Annotated in this window: 26 protein-coding genes and 1 pseudogene; 12 read left to right on the forward strand and 15 right to left on the reverse strand. The window is 69.6% G+C overall.

The window, feature by feature from the left end:
* Positions 1-70: 70 nt before the first annotated feature.
* The 5 genes from ACFV6X_RS12260 to ACFV6X_RS12280 all read right to left on the reverse strand — a co-directional run bounded on the left by ACFV6X_RS12260 (position 71) and on the right by ACFV6X_RS12280 (position 4,168).
* The gene (locus tag ACFV6X_RS12260; RefSeq protein WP_385381441.1) at positions 71-439 is read right to left on the reverse strand and encodes a helix-turn-helix domain-containing protein; all 369 of its coding nucleotides are present in this window, start codon (positions 437-439) and stop codon (positions 71-73) included.
* Between the two features lie 757 nt (positions 440-1,196).
* A complete protein-coding gene (locus ACFV6X_RS12265) occupies positions 1,197-1,814 on the reverse strand; it encodes a helix-turn-helix domain-containing protein (protein WP_385381444.1) in 618 nt (205 codons plus the stop codon).
* Complete coding sequence (locus tag ACFV6X_RS12270) at positions 1,807-2,019, reverse strand: hypothetical protein (RefSeq protein WP_385381447.1); 213 nt, start codon at positions 2,017-2,019, stop codon at positions 1,807-1,809. The genes ACFV6X_RS12265 and ACFV6X_RS12270 overlap by 8 nt, the downstream gene beginning before the upstream one ends.
* Positions 2,020-2,146: 127 nt before the next feature.
* Complete coding sequence (locus ACFV6X_RS12275; protein WP_385381450.1) at positions 2,147-2,362, reverse strand: hypothetical protein; 216 nt, start codon at positions 2,360-2,362, stop codon at positions 2,147-2,149.
* Between the two features lie 282 nt (positions 2,363-2,644).
* Positions 2,645-4,168 (reverse strand): recombinase family protein, encoded by a 1,524-nt coding sequence (locus ACFV6X_RS12280; protein WP_385381453.1) that lies wholly within the window; start codon positions 4,166-4,168, stop codon positions 2,645-2,647.
* 81 nt (positions 4,169-4,249) lie between these two features.
* On the opposite strand from ACFV6X_RS12280, the gene ACFV6X_RS12285 reads away from it, so the two are divergent.
* Positions 4,250-4,618 carry a DUF1992 domain-containing protein gene (locus ACFV6X_RS12285; RefSeq protein WP_385381828.1) on the forward strand — a complete coding sequence of 123 codons (369 nt, stop codon included), beginning with the start codon at positions 4,250-4,252 and terminating at the stop codon, positions 4,616-4,618.
* A 55-nt stretch (positions 4,619-4,673) separates the two neighbouring features.
* Here the strand turns inward: ACFV6X_RS12285 and ACFV6X_RS12290 are convergent, their stop codons facing one another.
* A complete protein-coding gene (locus ACFV6X_RS12290; RefSeq protein ID WP_385381456.1) occupies positions 4,674-5,006 on the reverse strand; it encodes a hypothetical protein in 333 nt (110 codons plus the stop codon).
* A 263-nt stretch (positions 5,007-5,269) separates the two neighbouring features.
* Positions 5,270-5,941 (reverse strand): hypothetical protein, encoded by a 672-nt coding sequence (locus ACFV6X_RS12295; protein WP_385381459.1) that lies wholly within the window; start codon positions 5,939-5,941, stop codon positions 5,270-5,272.
* A gap of 145 nt (positions 5,942-6,086) precedes the next feature.
* On the opposite strand from ACFV6X_RS12295, the gene ACFV6X_RS12300 reads away from it, so the two are divergent.
* Positions 6,087-6,569 carry a GNAT family N-acetyltransferase gene (locus tag ACFV6X_RS12300; protein WP_385381462.1) on the forward strand — a complete coding sequence of 161 codons (483 nt, stop codon included), beginning with the start codon at positions 6,087-6,089 and terminating at the stop codon, positions 6,567-6,569.
* 251 nt (positions 6,570-6,820) lie between these two features.
* Here ACFV6X_RS12300 and ACFV6X_RS12305 read toward each other — a convergent pair whose 3' ends face one another.
* Positions 6,821-8,875, reverse strand: a complete 2,055-nt coding sequence (locus ACFV6X_RS12305) for a DHA2 family efflux MFS transporter permease subunit (protein WP_385381465.1) — start codon at positions 8,873-8,875, stop codon at positions 6,821-6,823.
* Positions 8,876-9,065: 190 nt separating this feature from the next.
* Here ACFV6X_RS12305 and ACFV6X_RS12310 point away from each other — a divergent pair, with 190 nt between their 5' ends.
* The gene (locus ACFV6X_RS12310) at positions 9,066-9,995 is read left to right on the forward strand and encodes a peptidoglycan-binding protein (RefSeq protein ID WP_385381468.1); all 930 of its coding nucleotides are present in this window, start codon (positions 9,066-9,068) and stop codon (positions 9,993-9,995) included.
* A gap of 98 nt (positions 9,996-10,093) precedes the next feature.
* On the opposite strand, the gene ACFV6X_RS12315 is transcribed toward ACFV6X_RS12310, so the two are convergent.
* The gene (locus ACFV6X_RS12315) at positions 10,094-10,753 is read right to left on the reverse strand and encodes an HAD-IA family hydrolase (protein WP_385381471.1); all 660 of its coding nucleotides are present in this window, start codon (positions 10,751-10,753) and stop codon (positions 10,094-10,096) included.
* A gap of 193 nt (positions 10,754-10,946) precedes the next feature.
* Positions 10,947-11,528, reverse strand: a complete 582-nt coding sequence (locus ACFV6X_RS12320; protein ID WP_385381473.1) for a TMEM165/GDT1 family protein — start codon at positions 11,526-11,528, stop codon at positions 10,947-10,949.
* 403 nt (positions 11,529-11,931) lie between these two features.
* Between ACFV6X_RS12320 and ACFV6X_RS12325 the strand changes: the two genes are divergently transcribed.
* The 5 genes from ACFV6X_RS12325 to ACFV6X_RS12345 all read left to right on the forward strand — a co-directional run bounded on the left by ACFV6X_RS12325 (position 11,932) and on the right by ACFV6X_RS12345 (position 18,055).
* A complete protein-coding gene (locus ACFV6X_RS12325) occupies positions 11,932-12,576 on the forward strand; it encodes an HNH endonuclease family protein (RefSeq protein ID WP_385381476.1) in 645 nt (214 codons plus the stop codon).
* 161 nt (positions 12,577-12,737) lie between these two features.
* Positions 12,738-14,378, forward strand: a complete 1,641-nt coding sequence (locus ACFV6X_RS12330; RefSeq protein ID WP_385381479.1) for an alkaline phosphatase D family protein — start codon at positions 12,738-12,740, stop codon at positions 14,376-14,378.
* Between the two features lie 329 nt (positions 14,379-14,707).
* Positions 14,708-16,573: an FAD/NAD(P)-binding protein gene (locus ACFV6X_RS12335; protein ID WP_385381482.1), complete on the forward strand. Its 1,866-nt coding sequence runs from the start codon at positions 14,708-14,710 to the stop codon at positions 16,571-16,573.
* 93 nt (positions 16,574-16,666) lie between these two features.
* Entirely contained in the window at positions 16,667-17,272 is a 606-nt protein-coding gene (locus ACFV6X_RS12340; RefSeq protein WP_365445551.1) for a VTT domain-containing protein, read from the forward strand.
* A gap of 165 nt (positions 17,273-17,437) precedes the next feature.
* Positions 17,438-18,055: a hypothetical protein gene (locus tag ACFV6X_RS12345; protein ID WP_385381485.1), complete on the forward strand. Its 618-nt coding sequence runs from the start codon at positions 17,438-17,440 to the stop codon at positions 18,053-18,055.
* 314 nt (positions 18,056-18,369) lie between these two features.
* Here ACFV6X_RS12345 and ACFV6X_RS12350 read toward each other — a convergent pair whose 3' ends face one another.
* On the reverse strand, positions 18,370-18,600 hold the full coding sequence (locus ACFV6X_RS12350) for a DUF2277 domain-containing protein (RefSeq protein ID WP_385381488.1): 231 nt from the start codon (positions 18,598-18,600) through the stop codon (positions 18,370-18,372).
* Between the two features lie 155 nt (positions 18,601-18,755).
* On the opposite strand from ACFV6X_RS12350, the gene ACFV6X_RS12355 reads away from it, so the two are divergent.
* A complete protein-coding gene (locus tag ACFV6X_RS12355; RefSeq protein WP_385381491.1) occupies positions 18,756-19,658 on the forward strand; it encodes a ketopantoate reductase family protein in 903 nt (300 codons plus the stop codon).
* A gap of 52 nt (positions 19,659-19,710) precedes the next feature.
* Here the strand turns inward: ACFV6X_RS12355 and ACFV6X_RS12360 are convergent, their stop codons facing one another.
* From ACFV6X_RS12360 to ACFV6X_RS12370, 3 genes and pseudogenes are all read right to left on the reverse strand, one after another.
* Entirely contained in the window at positions 19,711-20,076 is a 366-nt protein-coding gene (locus ACFV6X_RS12360; RefSeq protein WP_385381494.1) for an iron chaperone, read from the reverse strand.
* A 10-nt stretch (positions 20,077-20,086) separates the two neighbouring features.
* Positions 20,087-20,671, reverse strand: a pseudogene (locus tag ACFV6X_RS12365) (ergot alkaloid biosynthesis protein); the annotation flags it as partial.
* Positions 20,653-20,868 (reverse strand): hypothetical protein, encoded by a 216-nt coding sequence (locus tag ACFV6X_RS12370; protein WP_385381497.1) that lies wholly within the window; start codon positions 20,866-20,868, stop codon positions 20,653-20,655. The gene ACFV6X_RS12370 and the pseudogene ACFV6X_RS12365, both read right to left, overlap by 19 nt.
* Positions 20,869-21,095: 227 nt before the next feature.
* Here ACFV6X_RS12370 and ACFV6X_RS12375 point away from each other — a divergent pair, with 227 nt between their 5' ends.
* The 3 genes from ACFV6X_RS12375 to ACFV6X_RS12385 all read left to right on the forward strand — a co-directional run bounded on the left by ACFV6X_RS12375 (position 21,096) and on the right by ACFV6X_RS12385 (position 22,447).
* The gene (locus ACFV6X_RS12375) at positions 21,096-21,431 is read left to right on the forward strand and encodes a hypothetical protein (protein WP_385381500.1); all 336 of its coding nucleotides are present in this window, start codon (positions 21,096-21,098) and stop codon (positions 21,429-21,431) included.
* Positions 21,432-21,530: 99 nt separating this feature from the next.
* Positions 21,531-22,154 carry an SMI1/KNR4 family protein gene (locus ACFV6X_RS12380; protein ID WP_385381503.1) on the forward strand — a complete coding sequence of 208 codons (624 nt, stop codon included), beginning with the start codon at positions 21,531-21,533 and terminating at the stop codon, positions 22,152-22,154.
* Positions 22,155-22,216: 62 nt separating this feature from the next.
* Positions 22,217-22,447, forward strand: coding sequence for a hypothetical protein (locus tag ACFV6X_RS12385; RefSeq protein WP_385381506.1), 231 nt, complete (start codon positions 22,217-22,219; stop codon positions 22,445-22,447).
* A 545-nt stretch (positions 22,448-22,992) separates the two neighbouring features.
* Here the strand turns inward: ACFV6X_RS12385 and ACFV6X_RS12390 are convergent.
* Positions 22,993-23,769 carry an SDR family NAD(P)-dependent oxidoreductase gene (locus ACFV6X_RS12390; RefSeq protein WP_385381509.1) on the reverse strand — a complete coding sequence of 259 codons (777 nt, stop codon included), beginning with the start codon at positions 23,767-23,769 and terminating at the stop codon, positions 22,993-22,995.
* Positions 23,770-23,807 lie beyond the last annotated feature (38 nt).

Genomic DNA, 23,807 nt, shown 5'->3' on the forward strand with positions numbered 1-23,807 from the left:
ACGGACGGGAGATTACAGCGGTAAGTCTGGCGTAGAAAGGTGTCGTGTTCAATGTCGTGTGTCCTAACGTCTAGTCGTTGTAGGCCATGCGGACAGCCGCACGAATGGCGGGGTCCTTGACGTCAGCCAGAAGTACCCGCAGAGGGATACCTAGCACCTTGGCCATAGTCACCTGGTGATTCAGCTTGGGATTCCGTTCCCCGGAAGCCCATTTCTCAGCAGAGCCGAGGTATACACCACAAGCGTCAGCTATCTGCTTGTGGGTAACGCCCTTGGCTTGCCTTATTGCAGACCACGTGTGCCTATTCCAAATGCTTGCCTTGGCCACGTCCACCACTTCCTTAGAGTCGTTATGTCGTGTGGAGACTTGAGGGGTTGGTAGGCATAAAAAAACCTCATCCCCTGTGCCACACGACAAGACACAGGGGATGAGGCTCACCTAGGCAAACCGAGACCAGAACCTAGGAGGTGCGAGAGTCACAACAGCGGAGGAACGACAGAGAAGAGAAAGAGGAACTTGCCCTTTTGAATCCCTACTTCCTAACTTCTCTCTCACTATAGATGTCGGTATCACTAGGGGGTGTTCTGTGACAGCCATGAGGGAAGTGAGAGCCAGATCACAAGAGAAGGAGTCCGCTCCCTGCCGGCCTTGGTCCTGTGCAAATGGGGCGCAGCTACAGCCTGACAACGCCTCAGAACGGCGTACTGAGCTTCCAGTAGCCCCTACAGAGCCACGGGACAGAGTCCGTTTGGCGGACCTTGAGACAGCAACTAGCCCTAGAAGGGCCTAGCTTCGGTTCTGAGAGCCTTTCAGGCGGAGCCTAGGCAAGGAGACCAGGAAGCTACTCAGGGGCCGCTACAGAGCCGCACAGAGGCTCTGTCCGGGGCGGGACAATCTCTAGCCTCAGTAACTGAGTCTGACTCGACTAAGTCTCGTGTCTCACTGCCAGCCCTTGAAGGCTGGCTAGTTCGACTCTCCCTCACTCCGTTCGGTCGTTCTGCCTTGGCTGTCTGAGAGCCCCTTGGCCCTTGAGAGGCCAAGGAACCTTCTACTTACTGAGTTGTATGTTAACTACCTCTCTCTTAAGGAGAGAGGTATGTATGTTTGGGGGGTTGTCCTGACCCTCCCTGTAGAAGGTTGCTACGACCCTCCCTTGCAAGGGTTGTCCTGACCTCAGGTTTCTAGGGGAGGGTTCTCACGACCCTCCCTCAATCCATGCTCTCTTCACGCCAATGTGCCTGATCTTGGCTCCACTCATCCTGTGCCGGGCAGAGGGCATCATGCCGTTCTCTCGGATCCAGCCTTCCTTGGTGAGCCGGCTGAGCCGCTTACGGAAGTTGTCCCTGTCTATGTTGGCTTCCTCGGCCAAGGTCTCATTGGAGGCAGTGCAGCCACGGCTATTGGCGCCACAGTGCAGCGCCACAACACCAAGGACACTCTTGTCAGCATGATTCAGACCTGATCGGTAGACGTGTCGCATGTAGTCCATATTCCGGTCTGTCATGTCGACCCAGTCAGGGTCATTGATGAGCGTAAGGCCGTTCCTGCCAATGGCCTCTGACACTTCCTCCGTCTGCTCTGCCTCAGGGCCGTAGACCTCTGCCAGGATCTCCGCAAGTTGCTCATCCGATGGAATAACCGGCCCTTCCTCGGCCGGCTCTTCCTGCTGCGCCGCGGCAGTCTTCTGACGATACGCGGTCAGTTGGGTACTGAACTCCCATGGACTAGGCCGGCCCCAGCTATCGGCAGGGTCATACCCAAGTGCCTTGATTTCCTCTGTCGTAGCGTCACCAAAAATGTCAGCATCAAACATGCTTGTCCCCAATCTTCTGTGCAATCCCTGTCATTTCGACAATGGCGTAATCCCCAAGAATGTCATGGACAATTTCCGTGGCCTCTGACATCTCCACTTCAAACAAAGATGCCGCAAACCAAATAGCGGCCCTTACTTCCATGCCGCCGAACCAGACGGCATATCCGAGTTTCTGGACTACCGTCTCTTTCTGCGTCTCGGTCACTTCCTGTCCCTTCTTAGTCGACGCCAACGGTGTTGACGCCTAGGCATGGCAAAGGACCCGTAACTGTTGTTACGGGTCCTCACGGGGTACTGCCTATTCAGTTAGCGTCGCACGTAGTGCGCAGCGACTATGCCTCGAACTCCATCCGATCCAACATGTCGTCAACCCAAATCCCAGTGAGGAACTCTGCCGCGCTTTCCTCGTTCATTGCCGCTGACTGTGCGTAGACCTTGACCGCTGCTGACAGCGTCAGAACTCCAGCTTCCCAGAGGTCCCCGAGAGCGTTGACCAACTCGGCCAGGACTTCCAGCCGGCCAGTCTCAATCCCTGACAGGTCTTCCATGTCAGATCTCCCCCTGTCCGGGGAGGATGCTCCGGAGTGCCTCCCGGAGCGCGCCTATGGCGTAGGCCATGGCACGGGGGTCACCGAAGTCCACGTTCTCAGCCTCGGCAAGGATGCGCCGTGCGTTGGCGACGATCCACTCTGATGGGCCTTGGTCCTGCTCAGGACGATGTGCGTTGGGGGTGGTGCCTCGCATAGGATGTTCCTCTCCTCTGGAGACACCGGGGAGTGATCTTGTTTGGCGACAGGCACTCCCCGGTGCTTTAACAACGGTGTTGCGGGTTATTCCCCGGACATGTACCCGAGGCTGGTCAGCCTGGCTGTCCTCTCCTCAGGGGTCTCAGGCTCAGGGGTGACGTTGAACGTCTTGCGCCCTACCTCAACGCGGTAACCGGACTTGATCAACTGTTTCCTTCGGCCTTCCAAGTCCAAGGTCCCCCACAGCTCTTGGAACGTCTGTCCCGTGTCCTTCTCAGACCAGTGACCCTCTACAACCGGCTCTGCTGCTAGCTCCGCCTCTCGTGTGCGGAGGGCATGCATACGGTCCTTGTACTCCTTGGGGTTGTCCTCGAACTCCCCCTCTACGTACAGATGCCGCAGACGTGAGATGCGCTTCCGGGTGGACTCAAGCTCCCTGGTGTTGTCCGAGCCAGGGACCCATACCTTCTCGATCACCGGTTGGTTCCCGTAGCGTTGTAGGAAGTAGATCTCAATCCACTCTTCTACTTCCTCGGCACGGACCGAGATACCTCGGCAACGGTTCTCCTTGGGCCATGCGCCACAGACGTAGTACCGGTACTCAACTCCTGATGGATTGTGCATGGATGACTTGTGCGTGGCTTTGCTGCCACACTCCCCACACCAGACCACGCCATACAGAGGTGACGTGCCGTTGACTCGCCGAACCGTTGTCTTGGTCCGTGCCTCTACGGCTGCCCGAAGCGATTTCCATTCCTCGTCCGTGAAGATGGGCTCTGCCACCTGCACAGGCTGCCCCTGGCTGTCGTAGAGCACTTCCCCCTTGTGTTTCTTTTGTCCGAGAAGGGCAGGATCACTGAGCAGTGATTTGATCGTTGTCTCACTCCACAGCTCAGGCACACCCTCTGCTGCGCCACGTCGGTGAACAGGCTTGTCCCGTCGGATACGGGCCCTGTCCCGCGCCGTGTGCTCCCCCTTCTCATTGAGGTACTTGGCCACGGCGAAGAACGATTGCCCGTCAAGGATCTGACGACGCATCTCATGCAAGACCTTGACCATGTCAGGATCCTGCTCAAGGTACGTGGCAGTCTTCCCGTCAATGAACCTCTTGACTGGAACGTAGCCGAACGGGGGGATGCCTCCTGTCCATCGAGTCGTGAAGCGTCGCCGTTCGTGGCTGTCCTTAGCGCGTTCCTTGATTCGCTGGAGTTCCTTGGCCGGCCCGATGGACTGCACGTAGGCAATGGCTCTTCCTTCCGGCGTACGGAAGTCAAGCCCAGGGTTGTCCAGAACAACAAGCGTCTTGTCCCACTTGAGGATCTGAGCCATGAGCGCATGAGCGTGCATGTCGTCACGGGACAATCGGTCAAGTGTGGTAACCCACAGCTCATCCCACTTACCGCGGCTCTCCTCTGCCAGCCACGGACCCAATTCCTTCCGATGGAACGGGTCAACGTCGCCAGACACTGAGAGGTCTCGTGCCACGCCAACGACAGTGACGCCCTCCGCCTCTGACTGTCGGCTCAGTTTGTCGTGCTGGCTCTCGATGGAATCTGACTTCTCGTTCCGGTCGTCAGAGATACGCTCCGCGAACAGGACCCGTCGCACTGGCTGACCTCTCCCCCAGGGGTGCGGCCCCCTGCCGCTCCCTCTGTCTCCAGGGTAGCGCAGTTTTGTCATTAGGTCTGGATCCATAAGCAGATCCGGGACGCCGAGGCGCGCGGCGACTTCGCCCACCTGCCGGGCGCCGGCAAGCCCCTGCCCAAGGACGTCGAGGGCACCTACGACGAACAGTGGTGGATCAAGCGGAAGTTGGCCCGGGAGGGCATCTCGGTCCTGCCGCCCACCCTCGCCCTGCGCAAGGAGGCGGAGGACGCGCTGTCGGCCGCGATGCGGGCGCCCTCCGAGCGGCTCGTGCGGAAGATCGTCGAAGAAGTCAACGTCAGGATCCGCGACGTCATGTTCAAGCCGCCGCCCGGCCCCCCGCTGGGTCTGAAGCCGTACGACGTGGACGACGTCGTACGCCGGTGGCGGGAGGGCCGGGCGGCGGCCGAATAGCTGGTTCTCGCTGGTTCGGCGGCTCGGTGGCCGAACAGCCGGCTCAGCGCGCGGCTCAGTGGCGCAGCAGCCGCTCCGCGAGCTCGCGGTAGTCCCGCAGGGCGAGACGGAGCTGTTCGGTGTCGGAGGTCGCGGGGGTAGCCTCGTCGGTCGCCTCCCAGGACCTGCGCAGGGTGCGCCGCCGCTGGGTCACGGCCTCGGTGAACCGGGCCGCTATCTCCTCCAGCACATGGTCCGCCTCCTCGATGGCGGCCCGCGGCCCGTCCACGAACGAGGCCACCGCCTGCTGCAACCGCAGCTCGAACTTGCCGGTCTCCTCCCCCGGCAGCAGCGGGGCCAGGCGCGCGGTGGGGGCGGAGGGGTCGGCCGGGGTCCTGGCGGGACGCACGGGGGCCTCCGTAGCGGCGGCCCCACGAGCTTCCCGAGCCCCATGAGCCTCCTGAGCAGCCTCACGGGCCTCCTGAGCTTCGCGTGCCCCGGCTCCCCCAGGCGCCACATCACCCGCACGAAGCGAAGCACCGGTCCCGCCGGGAACCTCCCTCGCCGTATCCGGCGCCGCGTCCCGCCCGACGAGGTCGTCGCGCCGCGCGGTGCGGTCCGGCTCCGGCGGCTCCCCGACGCCCATGGGCCGTGTCACGTCGGCCATGTGTCTCAACTCTCCTTCGCGTGGCGCCCGAAGGCCGCCGGCAGATGCAGCCGGCCGGAGCCGGCGTGGGCCGTCGTCCTGGTCCGCTCGGCGGGCGGCCGCCCGTGGCGGTCGTCGCGCGCCGGACGCAGCAGGTCGTCGAAGAGGGCGCGGGCCTCGACCATGGCCTCACGCATCTCCTCGGTACCGGCGCCGCCGTCCCGCGCACCGCTCACCGCCGTACCGGCGATGCTGTGGACGCGCCGGTAGCCGTGCACGTGGTGCGCGTGGTGCACGGACAGCGCGGCGTACTGCTCGTCGTACTGTCCGCCGTCCGGGAAGCCCCGGACGGCGGCGAGCTCGGCGAGCAACTGGTCCGCCTCGGTCACGGCGTCCTGCGGCGAGTCGACGAAGCGCTCCTGGGCGGCCGTCCAGCGGGCCTCGAACCGCTCGCGCTGCGCCGGTTCGAGCGGCCGCTCACGCAGCCTGCCGTGCCGCTCCACGCGCTCGGCGAGCTCGCGTTCGGCGGCGGGGGCGTCCCCGTCGTGCCGGGCCACGGCCCGGTCGTACTCCGGTCCGAAGCGCCGCCTCAGGTCCCGTCCGCCGCCCGCGCCACGGCCGCGCAGGGTCAGGGCGGCCACGATGAGGGCGACCGCCGCCACAATCACGATCAGAGCAATGATCCAGCCAGTGGACATGAATGCCTTCCGGGTTTTCGACCCGACCGGCCCATCGCCGGGCCGGTCCGCCGACCGGGTTGCCCGCAAACCCCCACCCAAACGAGGCCGGCCCCGGCGGGCCGCACGGAGAGGTACCCCGCCGCACCCCCGGACAATGGTGAGCATGACCTGGACGATCACCCCGGAGCCCACCGACTCCCCGGCCGCCGTGGCACTCTGGCGGGCGTACTACACGGAGGTCAGCGACCGCTGGTACCTGCTGCACCAGGGCCGTGCGACCGACCCGGCCGAACTGGAACGGGAGATCGCCGCCGACACCGGCAAGGACCTCACCCTGCTCCTCCTCGCACACCACGACGGCACCCCCGCCGGCACGGCAGGCATACGCCTGACCCCCGACCCCACCACCGCCGAACTGACCCGCGTGTTCCTCCTGCCCCACCTGCGCGGGAGGGGTGGAGCCGCCCGCCTGGTCACCGCGGCCGAACGGGCTGCCCGCACCCTCGGCGCGACCAGAGTGATCCTCGACACCAGAGCCGACCTCACCGAGGCCCGAGCCCTCTACACCCGCCTCGGCTACGAGGAGACCCCGCCCCACAACACGGCCCCGTACGCCGACCACTGGTTCACGAAGCACCTCACCTGAGAGGGCACCACGCGCCCGCACCCGCGCACGGCGGGAAGGGGCCGTGCCGGGGGGTGTCCGCCCGCAGCGGTTGGCGCGTCGACACGGGTGAGTCGGTGAGAGACCGATTCCGCGCCGTTCCGAGGACGGACACCCCCCCGGCACGGCCCCGACGTGAACCGCGCCTTGGGCGCTACAGCAACCAAGCACCCACCCGCACAGCCACACCACAAGCAGGACCACCCCGCCCCCCGGCCCCCACCCCCCGCCCCTCACCGGAACCGAGCCACCGGCTGCCCCTCGTGCGGCTCCTCACGATCCGACCCGCACAGTTCCTCGTTCAGCTCCCGCACCAACTGCACCAGATCCGTGGGCCGCTTTGGCCCCCACCAGTCACCGAGCAACTCCGCGAGCGACTCCTCACGCGCCGTCGCCAGCCGCTCCGCGACCACCCGCCCCTGCTCGGTCAGCGTCAGGTCCAGCCCCTCGCGCACGGCGAGCCGCCGTTCCTCGACCTGGCGGGCGCCGTCGAGGATCACCCCGAGCGGCACCGAGCTGCGCTCGGCGAGCGCACCGGGCTCCACCCGCCCGTATCTCTTGATCCGCAGCAGCAGCCAACTGGCCGCCGGCACAAGGTCGTACCCCGCACGCGCGGAGATCTTCCGGTAGACCTCGTGCCGCCCCTCCCGCGTGCCGAGCACCGACAACGCCCGGCACACCTCGTCGTACGACGACCGCTCCACCGGATTGCTGGCCAGCGTCTCGGAGACGTCGGGCGCCGTGACCGACACCCGCAGCCGGTCCTCCTTGAGGAACCACGCCAGCACGAACGCGAGGAGGGCGACCGGAACGGCGTACAGGAACACATTTGTGATGGCGGACGAGTACGCGTCCAGCGCCTGCGCGCGCAACTCCGCCGGCAGGGCGGCGATGCCCCGCGAGTCGGCCTCCAGGCTCTCCACGGTCACTCCCGGCGGCAGCGGAACCCCACGGAAGGCGGACGCCAGTTGCTCGCCGAGACGCCCCGCGAAGACCGAACCGAAGACGGCGACCCCGAACGCGGCCCCGATCGACCGGAAGAACGTCGCACCGGACGTGGCGACGCCCAGATCCTCGTACGAGACGGCGTTCTGCACGATGAGCACCAGCACCTGCATGACCAGCCCGAGCCCGAAGCCGAAGACGAAGAAGGTCCCACTGATCACGGCGTTGGAGCTGTGCTGGTCGAGGTGGTGGAGGAGCAGCAGACCGAGGGTGGTCACAAGGGTCCCCGCGATGGGGAAGACCTTCCAGCGCCCGGTGCGGCTGACGATCTGCCCGGAGCCGGTCGAGGCGAGCAGCAGCCCCAGCACCATCGGCAGCAGGTGCACACCCGACCAGGTCGGCGAAACACCCTGCACGACTTGCAGGAACGTCGGCAGATACGTCATCGCGCCGAACATCGCGAACCCGATGATCAGGCTGATCGCCGCGGTGAGGCTGAAGGTGCGGACACGGAACAGCTTGAGCGGAAGCACCGGTTCGGCCGCCCGCCGCTCCACCACCACGAAGCCCACCGCGAGCACGGCCGCCAGCACGAGCAGCCCGACGATCTGCGGGGAGCCCCAGCCCCAGGTGGTGCCCCCGAGGGAGGCCACCAGGACCAGGCAGGTGGCGACGGCGGCGATCAGGAAGGTGCCGAGGTAGTCGATGACATGCTTGGTGGCGGTACGCGGCAGGCGCAGCACCGAGGCGATCACGACGAGCGCGACGGCCCCGACGGGCAGGTTGATGTAGAAGACCCAGCGCCAGCTCAGATGCTCGGTGAACACCCCACCCAGCAACGGCCCGAGCACGCTCGACGCCCCGAAGACCGCGCCGAACAGCCCTTGGTAGCGCCCCCGGTCACGCGGCGGGACCAGATCCCCGACCATCGCCATCGACAGCACGATCAGCCCGCCGCCGCCCAGTCCCTGGACCCCGCGGAAGGCGATGAGCTGCGTCATGTCCTGCGCGATCCCGCACAGCGCGGAGCCGATCAGGAAAATCACCACGGCGATCTGGAACAGCCGTTTGCGCCCGTACTGGTCGCCGAGTTTGCCCCACAGCGGGGTCGCGGCGGTCGAGGCCAGCAGATACGCGGTGACCACCCAGGACAGATGCTTCAGGCCGCCCAGTTCACTGACGATGGTCGGCAGCGCGGTCGCCACGATCGTCTGGTCCAACGATGCCAGCAGCATGCCGAGCAGCAGCGCGCCGATCGACACGAGTACGTTCCCGGACACCTGCTCTCGATCCACGGCACCCGGTATCTGAGCGGCCCTGCCGCCATGCGATTCCCCGGTCATGCACACCTCCCGAGGCTGCCTCGTCCGGCCTGCACTACCTCATCCATCGTGGGCGGTGTGCCCGGTTATGGCCTGTCGAGCCCGACGGAAAGCGGTCGCTGCGGCGCGATTACGGGGGGCCGCCGACAGGACGTACACGGAATCTGCATAATCTCTGGGACCACGGAGCCGCGAGGGGAGGGACGGAAGCGTGGCGAAGCCGAACGAACACCGGTGCCCGGAGTGCGGGACGCCCAGGGAGGCGGACAACACCCCGTCCTGTGCCTGCGGCGAGCGCGCCGCCGAGGCCCTGCGCGACGCGCGCACGGCGGAACAGGCGGCGGCGGAGGACTTCGACCCCCTGCGCATACGCCCCTATGTGGCACTGAACGCGACGACACCGACCGAGCCGGCCCTCACGGCGGACGCCTCACCGCCCGGGAAGCCTGAGCTGTCGGCGTTCCCCGAGGGCCCTGAAGGACGTGAGGATCCCACCGAGCCTCACGCGCCCGACGAACTCCTCGAAGCCGAAAACGCCGGGGAACCGGGGCCCCACCCCCGTCGCCGCCGCACCACACTCCTGGCAGCCGCCGCGATACTCACGGTGGCCGCCACAGCGGGCTTCGCCGGCGGGCTGTTCTCCTACGACCCCCCGGCCCGGGACGGCGCGGCCCCGGAGTCGGTACGGGAGGCGGTCCCGCAGGCCCGCACGACCCCGCCGGTCCCGGCGCCCACGGCCACGGCCACGTCGGCCACCCCCACCCCGGAATCCCCGTCCCCCACACCGACGGCAACGGCGACCTCGTCGCCGACGCTCAGACCGTCACCGTCGCCCCCGTCACCGACGCCGACCCGCTCGTCCTCACCCACCGCCCGCGCCACGGACACCGAGACCCCCGCGGACCGCGACGAGCCGCCCCCGACGCTGCGCCGGGGCGACTCCGGCCCCGAGGTCACAGAGCTCCAGCTCCGCCTGCGCCAGTTGTACCTGTACAACGACGACCCTCACGGCCACTACACGCACGGGGTCGAGAACGCCGTACGCACCTACCAGTGGGCCCGCGGCATACGGACCGACGAGCCGGGCGTCTACGACGAGGAGACCCGGCAGCAGCTGGAGTCGGAGACGTCAGAACCCTGACGCACCCCGACCTGGGACCCCGGTCGACCCGACGGATCTACGGCCTCAGCGGCACCGGCACCCGCACCGACACCGGAACCCGCCGCCGCAGCGCCCCCTCACCTGAACGAGACCCGGATCTCCCCGCTCCGGGCAGCCTCCACCCGCACCCGGGTCAGGTCCTCCACCAGCACGTCCGGCCGGTGCACCGCGGCCCGCGGCCCCACCCCGACCACCCGCATCCCCGCGGCACGCCCCGCCGCGATCCCGGCGCCTGAGTCCTCGAAGACCAGGCAGTCCTGCGGAGCCACGCCCAGCTCGGCGGCCCCCTTCAGGAACCCCTCGGGATCCGGCTTGCTCGCGCCCACGGACTCGGCGGTCACCCGCACCTCCGGCAGGGCCAGCCCCGCCGCGGCCATCCGCGCCGTGGACAGTGCCACGTCGGCCGAGGTGACCAGGGCATGCGGCAGCCCCCGCAGGGACGCCAGGAAGTCCTTCGCGCCGGCGATCTCGACGACGCCGTCCATGTCGGCGGTCTCCGCCGCGAGCATCCGGGCGTTGTCCGCCAGGTTCCGCTCCATCGGCCGGTCCGGCAGCAGCACCGCCATCGACGCGTACCCCTGCCGCCCGTGGACGACCTTCATGACCTCGTCCCCGTCCAGCCCGTGCCGCTCGGCCCACCGGCGCCAGATGCGCTCCACGACGGCGTCGGAGTTGACGAGGGTGCCGTCCATGTCGAGCAGGAGGGCGCGGGCGGTGAGCACGGTGGTGGCCGTCATCGGCTGCTCCAGTACGGGAGAAAGGGGCGGTGGCGAAGGCCGCCGGCCCCGGGAACGAGGTGACCCCGGGGGGGACAAGGCGGCCCCGCCCGCCGGTCAGGGGAAACGGGCGGGAGCCACTTTGTTTCTCCACGGTACAAAACAAGCCGCCCGACCGCCAGCGCCGTGGCCAGACCTTCACCTGCCGTTCAGCTCAGCCGGTGACGGCTTCCCAGAGGCTCCACACGCCCAGGCCCAGCATCAGCAGCGCCGCGATCTTCGTGATCAGACCCAGCGGCACCCGCTTCATCAGCGCCCTGCCGCCGACGATGCCCAGTCCGGCCACCGCCCACAGCGCCAGCACCGCGCCGAGGCCGACGGACAGCGGGTCGTCGTACCGGGCGGCGAGGTTCGCGGTCATGATCTGCGTGAGGTCACCGAACTCGGCGACCAGGATGAGCATGAAGCCCGCCCCGGAGACCTTCCAGAAGGACTGGTCCTCCGGCTTGCGGATCTCCTCCTCGCCGTCGTCCTTCTTCAGCAGCAGCACGGCCGCGCCACCCAGGAAGAGCACACCGGTCAAGGCGTGCACGAGCTGCTGCGGCAGCAGCGTCAGGACGCTGCCCGCAGCGACGGCGAGCGCGACATGCAGCGCGAAGGCCGCGGCGACGCCGGCGAAGACGTACGAGGCGCGGTAGCGGGTGCCGAGGACGAGCCCGGCGAGCGCGGTCTTGTCGGGCAGTTCGGCGAGGAAGACGACGCCGAAGACGAGCGCCGTGACGGTCAGGCTGATCAAGGTTCCTCAATCGGTCGGGGCCACCGGCCGAGAGTCGCTGCGAAACGTCAGACCTCGGCACGGCAGCACACGTGGCACCCGTGCCGAAGGGCACGGGCGTGTACTGCTCTGCCGAAGGTCTCGCTGGCCGGCCTCGTCATCGAGGCCCGCCTCCGGGCGCCGGCTCAGATCCCTCGCGGGCTGAGCAGTATGTCGACGGTCCGGCGAAGAGCTACTCCCCTTCTGCGCCTGCCATGGTACGCGACGGCCCCTACGGCCCCCTGAGCGGAAAGTTCCGTCTTGAATCTTGTCGTGTCATGAACGTGTCACTAGCTTCTCACCGAACGCACACCCGTTCGCAATACGGCATCGACAGCATTCCCTCGCCCGCTCGCCAACACCCCCACACTCCAAGGGAGTCCGCATGCCCAGGTTCTACGCGCGTCGACGGCTCAGCATAGTCGCGGCGGTCAGTGCCTTCGCCGCCTCCGTCGCCCTGTTCAGCGCCCCCACCGCCTCCGCCGCGCTGCCCACCCCGGTCAGTGGCGCCACGGCCCGCTCCTACCTCGCCCAGCTGACCGTGACCTCCGAAAACCGCACCGGCTACAACCGCGACCTCTTCCCGCACTGGATCACCCAGTCCGGCGCCTGCAACACCCGGGAGACCGTCCTCAAGCGCGACGGCTCGGGCGTCGTCACCGACTCCTCCTGCGCCGCCACCAGCGGCAGCTGGTACTCCCCGTACGACGGCGCCACCTGGTCCGCCGCCGCCGACGTCGACATCGACCACCTCGTCCCGCTCGCCGAGGCCTGGGACTCCGGCGCAGGCAGCTGGACCACGTCCCGGCGCCAGTCCTTCGCCAACGACCTGACCCGCCCGCAGCTCATCGCGGTCACCGACAACGTCAACCAGGCCAAGGGCGACCAGGACCCGGCCACCTGGATGCCGTCCCGCACCGCCTACCGCTGCACCTACGTGCGCGCCTGGGTCCAGGTGAAGTACTACTACGGCCTCTCGGTCGACTCCGCCGAGAAGAGCGCGCTCACCAGCTACCTGGCCTCCTGCTGACCCACCCGGCCTCCGGCTGATCGAACGCGCGACATTTCTCGCGCGGGAACCTCCCCGCCGGCCTCCGTCGTTCCGTACCGTACGGGGCGACGGAGGAGGCCGGCCGCACGCGCACCGAGCGCCCCGGAGGCGGGCCGACCAGAGAGAAGGCGGACCATCACGTGGCGGCACTGCGCCTGGGACCACTGCTGAGATACGTCGACGGCTCGACGGCGACCGTCTGGGTCGAGGCGAGCCGCCCCTGCACCGCCGAGGTGCGCTGCGCCGACGGCGCCCACGGCACGGCCCGCACCTTCCAGGTCGCGGGCCATCACTACGCCCTCGTGCCGGTGACCGGCCTGACGGCCGGGACGACGACGGCGTACGAGGTACTGCTCGACGGCACGCACGTGTGGCCGCTGCCCGACTCGCCGTTCCCGCCCTCGGTGATCCGCGCCGGGTTCGTGGCGGACACCGTCCGGGTCGCCTTCGGCTCCTGCCGCTGGGCCGCGCCCCCGGCCGACGGGAAGGACCCGGTCGGCCCCGACGCCCTGGACACCCTCGCCGCCCGCATCGCCGCCGACCCCGAGGCCGTACGCCCGGACGTCCTGCTGCTCCTGGGCGACCAGGTCTACGCCGACGAGACTTCCGGGGCCACCCGGCGCCGGCTGGCCACCCGCCGCGACCTGAAGGAGCCGCCGGGCAGCGGAGTGGCGGACTACGAGGAGTACACCGAGCTGTACTACGAGTCCTGGCTCGACGCCGACGTGCGCTGGCTGCTGTCCACCGTGCCCAGCTGCATGATCTTCGACGACCACGACGTCATCGACGACTGGAACACCTCCGCCGCCTGGCTCGCCGACATGCGCGCCACCGACTGGTGGCAGGAGCGGGTGCTGAGCGGCCTGATGTCGTACTGGGTCCACCAGCACCTCGGCAACCTCTCACCGGCCGAGCTGGCCACCGACCCCCTCTACGCCGCCGTACGGGACACCCCGGACGCCACCGGCCTGCTGCGCACCTTCGCCGCCGAGGCCGACGCCGACCCGACGACCGTGCGGTGGAGCTACCGGCGGGACTTCGGGCGCGTCCGGCTGCTGATGGTGGACAGCCGCGCCGCGCGCGTCCTGGCCGAGGGCAGCCGCTCGATGCTCGACGCCGGTGAGCAGGAGTGGCTGCGCACCGAGGCCCTGGCCGAGCCGGGATCGTACGACCACCTCCTGATCGGCACCTCCCTGCCCTGGCTGCTGCCGCACCTGGTGCACGACGCCGAGGGCTGGAACGCGGCGCTGTGCCGGGGCGAGAAGGGCGAGCGCTGGGCGCGCTGGGGCGAGAAGATGCGGCGGGCGGCCGACCTGGAGCACTGGTCGGCCTTCCCGGAGTCCTTCGACGCGCTGGCGGCACTGATCGCCGAGGCGGGCTCGGGGGACGCGGCACCGGCGACGGTGTGCGTGCTGTCGGGGGATGTGCATCACGCGTACGTGGCCGAGCCGACCTGGCCCTCCGGCGGGCCGGACGCGCGCGTGCTCCAGCTCACCTGCTCGCCCGTGCACAACTCCATCCCGCTGCCGATACGGATGGGCTTCCGCTTCGGCTGGAGCGGCGTCGCGCGGTTCCTGGGCCGCCGGATCGCGGGCCACGGCAAGGTGCCTCAGCCGCCGATCGACTGGCGCTGCACGAGCGGGCCGTGGTTCGGCAACCAGCTCATGACGCTGACCATGAACGGGCGTTCGGCGCGGCTGCTGCTGGAGCACACCGAGCAGGACGGACAGGGCGGAGCGCGGCTCACGACCGTGGAGGAGTCGGTTCTGACCACCCCATGAGGTACATCCGGGACCTGTGGGACCCGCGTTGGCTTCTGGTGTTCCCGACGGCATGATGAGGCGGACCGTCCGCTTCCCTTGGACGATCCGCCGCACTGCGCCCCACATGCCCGGGAGTCACCGCCTTGTCTGCACCGACCGCGGAATCCATATCGGAGTCCTCCATATCGGGGGCCGCACGCGGGACTTCTCCGGAGGCTTCACGCGGGACGGCCCCTCCGGGAGCGTCACCCGGGACCTCTCTCGAAGGGGCGCCGCCGTCCGCGACCGGGTCCGCCCCCGCCCCGGTCTCCGTCGCCCTCGTCGGCGCCGGGCCGCGCGGCACCAGCGTGCTGGAGCGCCTGTGCGCCTCGGCCACCGAAATCCTCCCGCCCGGGACACCGCTGACGGTGCACGTGATCGACCCGGCGCCGCCCGGCCCCGGACGCGTCTGGTGCACCGCCCAGTCCGCCGAGCTGCTGATGAACACGGTCGCCTCACAGGTGACGTTGTTCACGGACGAGAGCGTGGACTGCTCGGGGCCGATCCGGCCGGGCCCGAGCCTGCACGAGTGGGCGAGCGACGACCTCGGTCCCGACGACTACCCGACCCGGGCGCAGTACGGCCGGTATCTGGAGTGGGTGTTCGCGCGGACGGTCCGTCAGGCGCCGTCCGGGGTGCGCGTCGAGACCCACGCCGCCCGCGCCGTCCGGCTCGACGACGGCTCCGACGGCCGTCAGGTCCTCGCCCTGGACGACGGCAGGCTGCTCACCGGGCTCGCGGCCGTCGTCCTCGCACAGGGCCATCTGCCGACGGCACCGGACGCGGAACAGCGACAGCAGACGTCGTACGCCGCCCGCAACGGCCTGCGGTACATCCCGCCCGCCAATCCTGCGGACGTCGACCTGACCTCCCTCTCGCCCGGCGAACCGGTGCTGCTGCGCGGCCTGGGCCTGAACTTCTTCGACCACATGGCCCTGCTGACCACCGGCCGTGGCGGCCGCTTCGTCCGCACCGAGGAGGGACTGCGGTACGTCCCCTCCGGCCGCGAGCCCCGCCTGTACGCCGGCTCCCGGCGTGGCGTGCCGTACCAGGCGCGGGGCGACAACGCCAAGGGCCCGTACGGCCGTCACGAGCCCCTGGTGCTCACGCCCGAGGTGATCGCCGGCTTCCGCAAACGCGCCGACTCGGGGGACGCGCCGGACTTCCTGACGGAGATCTGGCCGCTGGTGGCGAAGGAGGTCGAGACGGTCCACTACGCCACGCTGCTGGACGGCTCACGCGCCTTCACCGAGCGCTACCTCGCCGTCCCCCATGGCGACCCCCAGGAGGCGCGGCTGCTCGACGAGTTCGGGGTCCCGGCCGCCGAACGCTGGTCGTGGGAGCGGATCTCCCGTCCGTACGCGGACCGGACGTTCGACGGGCCCGGCTCCTGGCGGGACTGGCTCCTGCCGTATCTGCGCGAGGACGCCGCGCAAGCCGCCCTGGGCAATGTGCACGGCCCGCTCAAGGCCGCCCTCGACGTGCTGCGCGACCTGCGCAACGAGATCCGGCTGATCGTCGACCACGCCGGAGTGACCGGCGTGTCCCGCCGGGACCACCTGGACCGCTGGTACACCCCGCTCAACGCGTTCCTCTCCATCGGCCCGCCCCGGCGCCGCATCGAGGAACTGGTCGCGCTGATGGCGGCCGGGGTGGTGGAGGCGCTCGGGCCGCGGCTGGAGGTGCGGTGCGCCGACGGGGCGTGGGTGGCGCACTCGCCCGAGGTGCCGGGGTCGGCGGTGCGTGCGACGACCCTGGTCGAGGCACGGCTCCCGGAACCCGACCTGCGCCGCACCGCCGACGAGTTGCTCACCCGGCTTCTGACGAGCGGGCAGTGCCGGCCGCACACGGTCGACGGGTACGAGACGGGCGGGCTGGACGTGACCCAGCGGCCGTATCGCCTGATGGACCGGCAAGGAGTGCCGCACGGGAGGCGGTTCGCGATCGGCGTGCCCACGGAGGGCGTGCACTGGGTGACGGCGGCCGGGGCACGGCCCGGGGTGGACTCGGTGACGCTGTCGGACACGGACGCGGTGGCTCGGGCGGTGCTGCGGGTGGCGGCGGAGGCGGGAGCCGAGCCGGTGCCGGAACCGGGCGCGGAGCAGGGGGCGGAACGCGATGGAGGCCTGACGGCGGCCGACCGAAGCGGACGTCGTTCTTCGGTTTGTACGTGAACATTCCGTACCGAACAGACGAGCCCCCTGTGAACCCCTTGTCACACCCCCGGCGTACTCTGTGATGCTCACGGGGGATGACGGGGAGTCGCGGTGCTGGAGAGTGTGGGGTCACTGACGGGCAGTCCATGGATCTACGCCATGGTGGCAGCGTCGGTCCTGCTCGACGTGTTCGTTCCGGTGCTGCCGAGCGGAGTGCTGGTCATCATGGCGGCGACGGCCGCGGCCGCGGGCTCCGGTGCGGCGACCGGCCATGTCCCGGCCGACGTCCCCGACATCCTGCTCCTCACCCTCTGCGCCACCACCGCGTCCGTGCTGGGTGACCTGGTTGCGTACCGCCTGGCCTGGAGCGGCGGCGCCCGCCTGGACCGCGCGCTGGCCCGCTCGCCCCGCCTCAGCACCGCGCAGGAACGTCTCGGCACGGCACTGGCCCGAGGCGGCGGCGCCCTGGTCGTCCTGGCCCGCTTCGCCCCCGCCGGCCGCTCGGTGGTCTCCCTCACCGCGGGCGCCGCCCACCGCCGCTTCCGGGACTTCGTCCCCTGGTCGGCCCTGGCGGGTCTGTCCTGGGCCATGTACAGCGTCGCCCTCGGCTACCTGGGCGGCCACTGGCTGGGCGCGACCTGGCTGGCCACGGGTGTCTCCCTGCTCGCACTGTTCGGGGCAGGGGCGGCGGCCACGTATCTCATGCGGCGAGCCTGAGAGTTCGGCGTCGGCGTTCACCGGTCGACGCGCACCTTTTGCGGGGCTCTGGATGCCGAGCCACTACCGGACGTGCACGATGGGACACGTACCGGGGCAAAGTCGTACGAAGTGTGCGTACCGCCGCTCAAGACGTCCGCCCTCCGCCGCATAGGAAGGGACCACATGGCGACCACACCACAGCAACGGGCCCAGGCGCGGACCGCGCTGACCGGGCTGCTGCTCGGGGCCGCGGGCGCGGTGGCACTCGTCTCCTGCGGCGGCGGGGGCGACGCGAGCGACGGCACCGCCTCTCTTCGGCCGACCCCCACGGGCCCCTACACCGCGTCGTTCTCCGGCACACCGGCGTCCGCTCTGGCCTCACTGAAGGGCTCCGCCCAGGCGCGGGCCTCGGCCGCGGCCTCCTCCGCCTCCGCGCGCGCCTCCGAGTTCGAGGCGTCGGTGTCGGCGGAGGTCGCGCGCGCCAACGCGGCCGCGCAGCGGGAGCTGAAGGACGTCGAGGGGCGGGGCAACGCCATGGCGGACGTGTCCCTGACCGGAAAGCCGCGGGCCGACACGGGAGACCTCCTCGCGGTCGCCGTGAACATCGCCAACCGCACGGACGAGACCGCGTCCTACGCGGTGCAGGTCGAGTTCCGCGACTCCGACGGCAAGCTCGTGGAGACCCGGTACGTCGGCGCGGAGGACCTGGCGCCGGGCGCCCGGGAGCAGCCTCTCGCCATCAGCCGCACTCCCGCCGGGCAGCAGCTGACGGCCGAGATCACGAAGGCCCAGCGCCACTGACGCCCGAGCCACCGCCCGGACGGCGCCGGGTCTCGTCCCCGGCCCGGCCGGGAAAGCCCCGCTTTCGCCGCCGGGCCCAGCCGGGAACGCCCGGCGCTCACCTGACCCGCCGGGAACGGGCTCACTCCCGCCTCCGGCGCGGCCGACTCTCCCCGCCTGGCCCCAGCAGGCAAAGCCTGCCCCCCGCCCGACCCACGGCTCCCCGGGACCCTCAACGCGGATCGCGACCCGGCCCGGCGGACCCCCGCCGCGAACCCGACGCGCACCGCCACCGGCCCGCTGGACGCCCGCCCTCGGGCTCTCGGCTCGGAGCGCTACCCGGCCCGGCGGGTCGGCTGTCCTCGGACCTCCAGGTCGGTCAGCAGATCGGCCGTGGCCTCGGCGATCGCGTCGACGGCACGGTCGAAGGCCTGGCGATTGTGGGCGGCGGGCGCCCGAAAGCCGGACACCTTCCGCACGTACTGCAACGCGGCGGCCCGGATGTCCTCCTCGGTCGCCTCCTCGGGCAGCACGGGGGGACGAAGCGTTTTGATGCTGCGGCACATGCCCCCAGTCTCACCCCGCGCACGCCCGTATGTCTCGCAGTCCGCACGTCCCACAGCCAGTCGCAAGCGGCGCCACCGGCGCGCCCGCCCGCCTGCCATGATCGCCTACGAGGCGGCCACCGGCCCCGGAGCCGACCGACGAGAGGAGCCACTCCATGGCGCACGACAAGCTGACCGTCGCCGTACTCGGCCCCGGCGGCGTGGGCGGACTGCTCGCCGCCCTGCTCGCCCGCGCCGGCCACCGCGTGATCTGCCTGGCCGGCGACACCACGGCCGAGACCCTGCGCAGCACCGGCATCCACGTCCGCAGCTCCCGCTACGGCGACTTCACCGTCCCCGTGGCGGCCGACACGGAACTGCGCGAACCGGTCGACGCCTGCCTGATCACCGTCAAGGCGACCGCCCTCGACGCCGCACTCCCCCGCATCCCCGCCCCCGCCCTCGGCGACGCGCTGCTCGTCCCGTTCCTCAACGGCGTCGAACACCCGGCCCGTCTGCGCTCCCGCTACCGGCCCGACCAGGTCGCCCCGGCCGTCATCCGCGTCGAGTCCACCCGCGTCGCGCCCGGCGAGATAGCACACACCAGCCCCTTCACCGAGATCGACCTCACCGGCGACCCCGTCCCCCGGCACCGTCTCGACATCCTGGCCGCCGCACTCACCGGCGCCGACCTCACCACCCGCGTCCTGGACGACGAGGCGGCCGCCCTCTGGGCGAAGATGGCCTTCCTCGCCCCCTTCGCCCTGCTCACCACCCGCTACGGCCTCCCCCTCGGCGACATCCGCGCCCACCACCGCGACGAACTCACCGCCCTGGTCGCCGAGACAGCCGCCGTCAGCGGCGCCTGCGGCGGCCCGGCCAACCCGGCCGAGGCGCTGGCCCGCTTCGACGCCTTCCCCCCGGGCACCAAGTCCTCCATGCAACGCGACGCCGAGGCAGGCCGCCTCCTGGAACTGGACGCCATCGGCGCCGCCCTCCTGCGCGCAGCCGAACAACACGACGTACCGGCACCCGTGGCGACAAGGCTGGTCCAGGAACTACGAGCCGCCGGCCACTGACGCCGCCCACCACCCCGGCCCTCTCCCCGTGCGCGCCTGCGACCGGCGGCGCTCAGCAGACCTGCCCGGGCCCGGCGGCCGTCGCCCTCAGCAGGTCGCGCACCAGGTCGAAGTCGATCAGCTCGGGCTTGCGGAAGCGCAGGCAGCCCTTGCCCATGTCGTGCCCGGCCAGCCGTTCCTCGAAGGCCTCGCGGACGTCGCCGCGCATCAGGTAGAGGGAGACGTACTGCTTCTGGCTGGCGAAGGCGATCTCGGCCGTGCCGTCCCGCTCGTAGGCGGGCATCCCGTACGCCATCACCTCACGGAACCCCGCCAACTCCCCCCGGCACAGCGCCCGCAGCCGGCTCAGCGCCTCCCGGCGCTCCTCCGGCACCTCGGCGAGATACGTGTCGACGTCTTCGGCCTTGCTCTGCACCATGGCCCCGAGCCTACCGAGGGCCGGCCGCCTCCACATGGGCGCGGAAGGTGCGCGGTGGCCGGCCGGTGAGCCGCAGGACGGTGCCGGTCGTGCGGTCCTCCGCCCCTTCGGCGATCGCCCGGTCCATGCCGGCGAGCATGGCGGCGAACTCGTACGGGACGGCGGCCGCCAGACGGTCGCGCATCTCCCCGTAGGTCAGCGGGTGATGGACGACCGTACGCCCGGTCACCTCGGTGAGGACCGCGGCGACATCGGCGTAGCTGAGCGTCTCCGGGCCGGTGAGCACGAGGTCGGAGTCGGGCGCCTCGGCAGCGGTCAGCGCGTGCACGGCGACGGCCGCGATGTCGTCGGCGTCGACGAACGTCACCCGCCCCTCACCCGCCGCGGTCTTGATCACGCCCTCCTCGCGGATCGTCCGGGCGTGCAGATGGTCGCCGGTGAAGTTCTGCATGAACCAGGACGGCCGCAGCACCACCCACTCCCCGAACAGCGACGGCAGCGCCTCGTGCACCTGACCCACGGCCGGTCCCCCATCCCCTCGGCCCCGACACCCCGCCCCGGGAGCGCGTCCCCGCCCTACTCGACGCCCTGCTCTGCTTCAAGCTCGACCCCCGCCACCTCTCCCTCGCCCTGGAGGAGGCGGGCGTCGGCAACAGCCCGTACCGCGACCCGCACCACGACTGGTGGCACGCCACCCTCCGCGACACCCTGGACCGGCTCCCCGGTCTCCCCGGCACCGACTTCACCGCCCACGCCCTGCTGGCCGCGGTCCGCGCGGACCTCGTCGACCATTCGCCGGGCCCGATGAACCTCTCCCGAGATCACCTGCGAACGGAGCTGGCCGCCTTCACGGCCAGGATCCTGAGCGCGGCACCCCCGCCCGCACCCAGCCACCCGTGACCCCTCACTGACCCCAAACTCGCGGGTCAGAGCCCCGCAGCCCTCGCAGGTACACCCGTTCGCGTGAACCGCCCCAACTCACTCGCCACTCAAATTCGAACAGGCGTACCATTGCGGCCGTGGCGACGACCTACGACTTCCCTAGCGACCTCCGCGCCGGCCAGGAGGAGCTGCATCAGGTCCGGGCCGAGCTGTCGGCCCTGCTGAAGCGGCTCCCCTGGTCGGTCGAGCCCCTGGACGGCTTCAGCGACGCCGGCGGCTGGCGCAAGATCGAACGTCCCGCGTCCCCCGGCTGGACGGACGACGAGCAGGCCGAGGTCGAAAAACTCCGCCGCCGGGAACGCGAACTCGCGATCTTCGTCACCACCCACCGCTACTGGTCGGAAGTGACGGGTCCGGACCGCGTGGCCGCCCGAGCCAAGCTCAAGCACCCACAGGAACCGCCCCCGAGCTGACCTCACCCACCCCCCGGCCGTCAGCCACTCCCCCGAAGCCGACCCGAGCGGGATGAGCGTCGACTCCAGGTCCCATGGCAGGTGGCAGGATGCCCTGTCATGGCCGCACCGATCAGTGAGTCGTGGACGCGAATCGAGAACTGGCTGGTCGAGCATGCGCCGGCGACTTACGCCGCGCTGGCGCCGCCCGCGGATCCGGCGAGCATCGCCGCGACCGAACGCGTCATCGGCCGGCCGCTCCTGAAGCCCTTGGTGGTGTCGCTGCTGCGGCACGACGGTTTCCTCGACCAGCGGTTCTCGCTGCTGCCAGGGTTCTACACACCGATGAGCGCACGTGAGATAGCGAATGAGTGGCGGCGTTTCACCGGCTTCCATGACAAGCACACGGCAGACGAGGGAGGAGAGGAGGTGGACTACGACTTCATGAAGATCGGGGTCAGTCACGTCCTGTACGGACACCCGCAGTTGATCCCCATCGCGCGGGACGTCACCGGGGGCTGCCTGGTGATGGACCACCGACCCGAGATCGACCGGGGGCGCGTCCACAGAGCCGAGCCCGTGGAAGGCATCATGCGGGGATCGCATGAGATGTGGACGTCCCTGCCGGTGCTCATGGAAGCGATCACCACCTCTCTTGAGGTCGGCAAGCCCCTCGACGACTACACGCCGGCAGTGGACGAGGAGCAGAGGTTGTACTGGGACTTCAGACCGGCTGGGCAGTGACCGGACCTTGCATCGGCCATGAGGCAGCAGCGGACAGCGAGGTCGGTGGAGTCTCACTGGACGTGGCAACTGCACAGCGATCGCTGGAGTGGCTGGCCGAACGGGGAGTCACGACCGTCTTCAAGGTCGACGGTGACCGCATGGTTGAGCGCAGGAAGGCATGGAGGGTCACCGTCAGTGGTGGGCCGCTTGGCGAGGACTCGTTCTCTCGTGCGGACCTGGTCACGGCCGACGCGTGCCTGGACTCGTTGCTCGCTCACCTGGAGAGCACGGGCCTGTCGCCTTTCGCGTGATCAGCACACCGCTGGCGGCCGCACAACGACGGCATCATGGTCGTCACGGACGCTGGGGGTCTGAACCTTTCCGGCCTCGCTCGTCGACGTGCTGGCGCGCCATCTGCCGCCGACGCGCGAGGTTGTGCGCCGCATGGGCCTCTCGTCCGTGCAGGCGGCTCATCTGGCACATGAGTGCACGGCGGCCATGAACAGCCGGGAAAGACCAAGGCCCAGGTCTCCGGGTGTCTACCCGCTGACCTGGGCCTTCGATGTGTACTGCGACGGTGGGCGCGGACGGTTTCGAACCGCCGACACCCGCCTTGTGAGTTCGTTCCGAGCCCACTCCGGCTGCTGCCGTCGACTCGCGCGACGGCCGGACAGAGACGCTGGTGCACGCCCCCTCACAGTCAGCCGTGGATGTCGGGAGCCTTCTGATCCGTGACAGATACACGCGCATGGTCGCGGGGCACCGCCAGTGGCCGGGAAGTGCCGCCGGGCCCGACAGGTCCGCTGTACCGGGCGGCACTCCGGCCCGGGCCTGTGGTTGTCACGTCAAGCAACCCTCACATGGTGCTGGTGACACCGCCGTCGACGGAGAGGGAGGTTCCAGTGACATAGGAGGACAGGTCGCTCGCCAGGTAGACAGCCGCGTCGGCGATCTCGCTGGGCTCAGCGATCCGGCCGATCGGGATGTTGGGTGCGGGCTGCTGGGGGGCGCCTGAGAGAGCCGCTGCGTTGGAGCGCAGCATCTCGGTGTTGACGGAACCGGGGTGGATGGCATTGACCCGGATGCCCTGGGCTCCGTACTTCGCGGCCAGGGAGTAGCTCAGCAGGCGGACCGCTCCCTTGCTCGCGCTGTAAAGGGGGGTGAGTGCGCTGCCGCGCAGGCCGCCGGCCGAGGAGATGTTGATCAGCGAGCCAGGTTCGCCGCGGCGCAGCCAGGCTCGGATGGCTTCCTGCGCCCCGATCCACGTGCCCTTGACGTTGATGGCCATCATCCGGTCGAAGGCCTCGTCCTCGGAGGCGAGCGGGTCCTCCTCCAGCTGGAAGACGCCCGCGTTGTTGACGTAGACGTCGAAGCCGCCGAGTTTCTCGGCCTCGACGATGGCGGCGCGCACGTCGTCTCGGCGGGTGATGTCCGTTTTGACGAAGACGGCTTCGGCTCCGCGCTGACGTACGAGATCCACGGTGGTGGCGCCGCCCTCGCGCGGGGTGTCGCGCACGTCGGCGACGACGACGCCGCGGGCGCCCTGCTCGGCGAACCGGAGGGCCATCGCGCGGCCGGTGCCGCTCGCCGCTCCGGTGATGACCGCGACCTTGTTGTGCAGGAGATCGTTCATCGGTGTTGTGCTCTTTCCATGACGACGGGGTACTGGTG

The organism is Streptomyces sp. NPDC059861 (assembly GCF_042731435.1).
GTDB lineage: Bacteria > Actinomycetota > Actinomycetes > Streptomycetales > Streptomycetaceae > Streptomyces.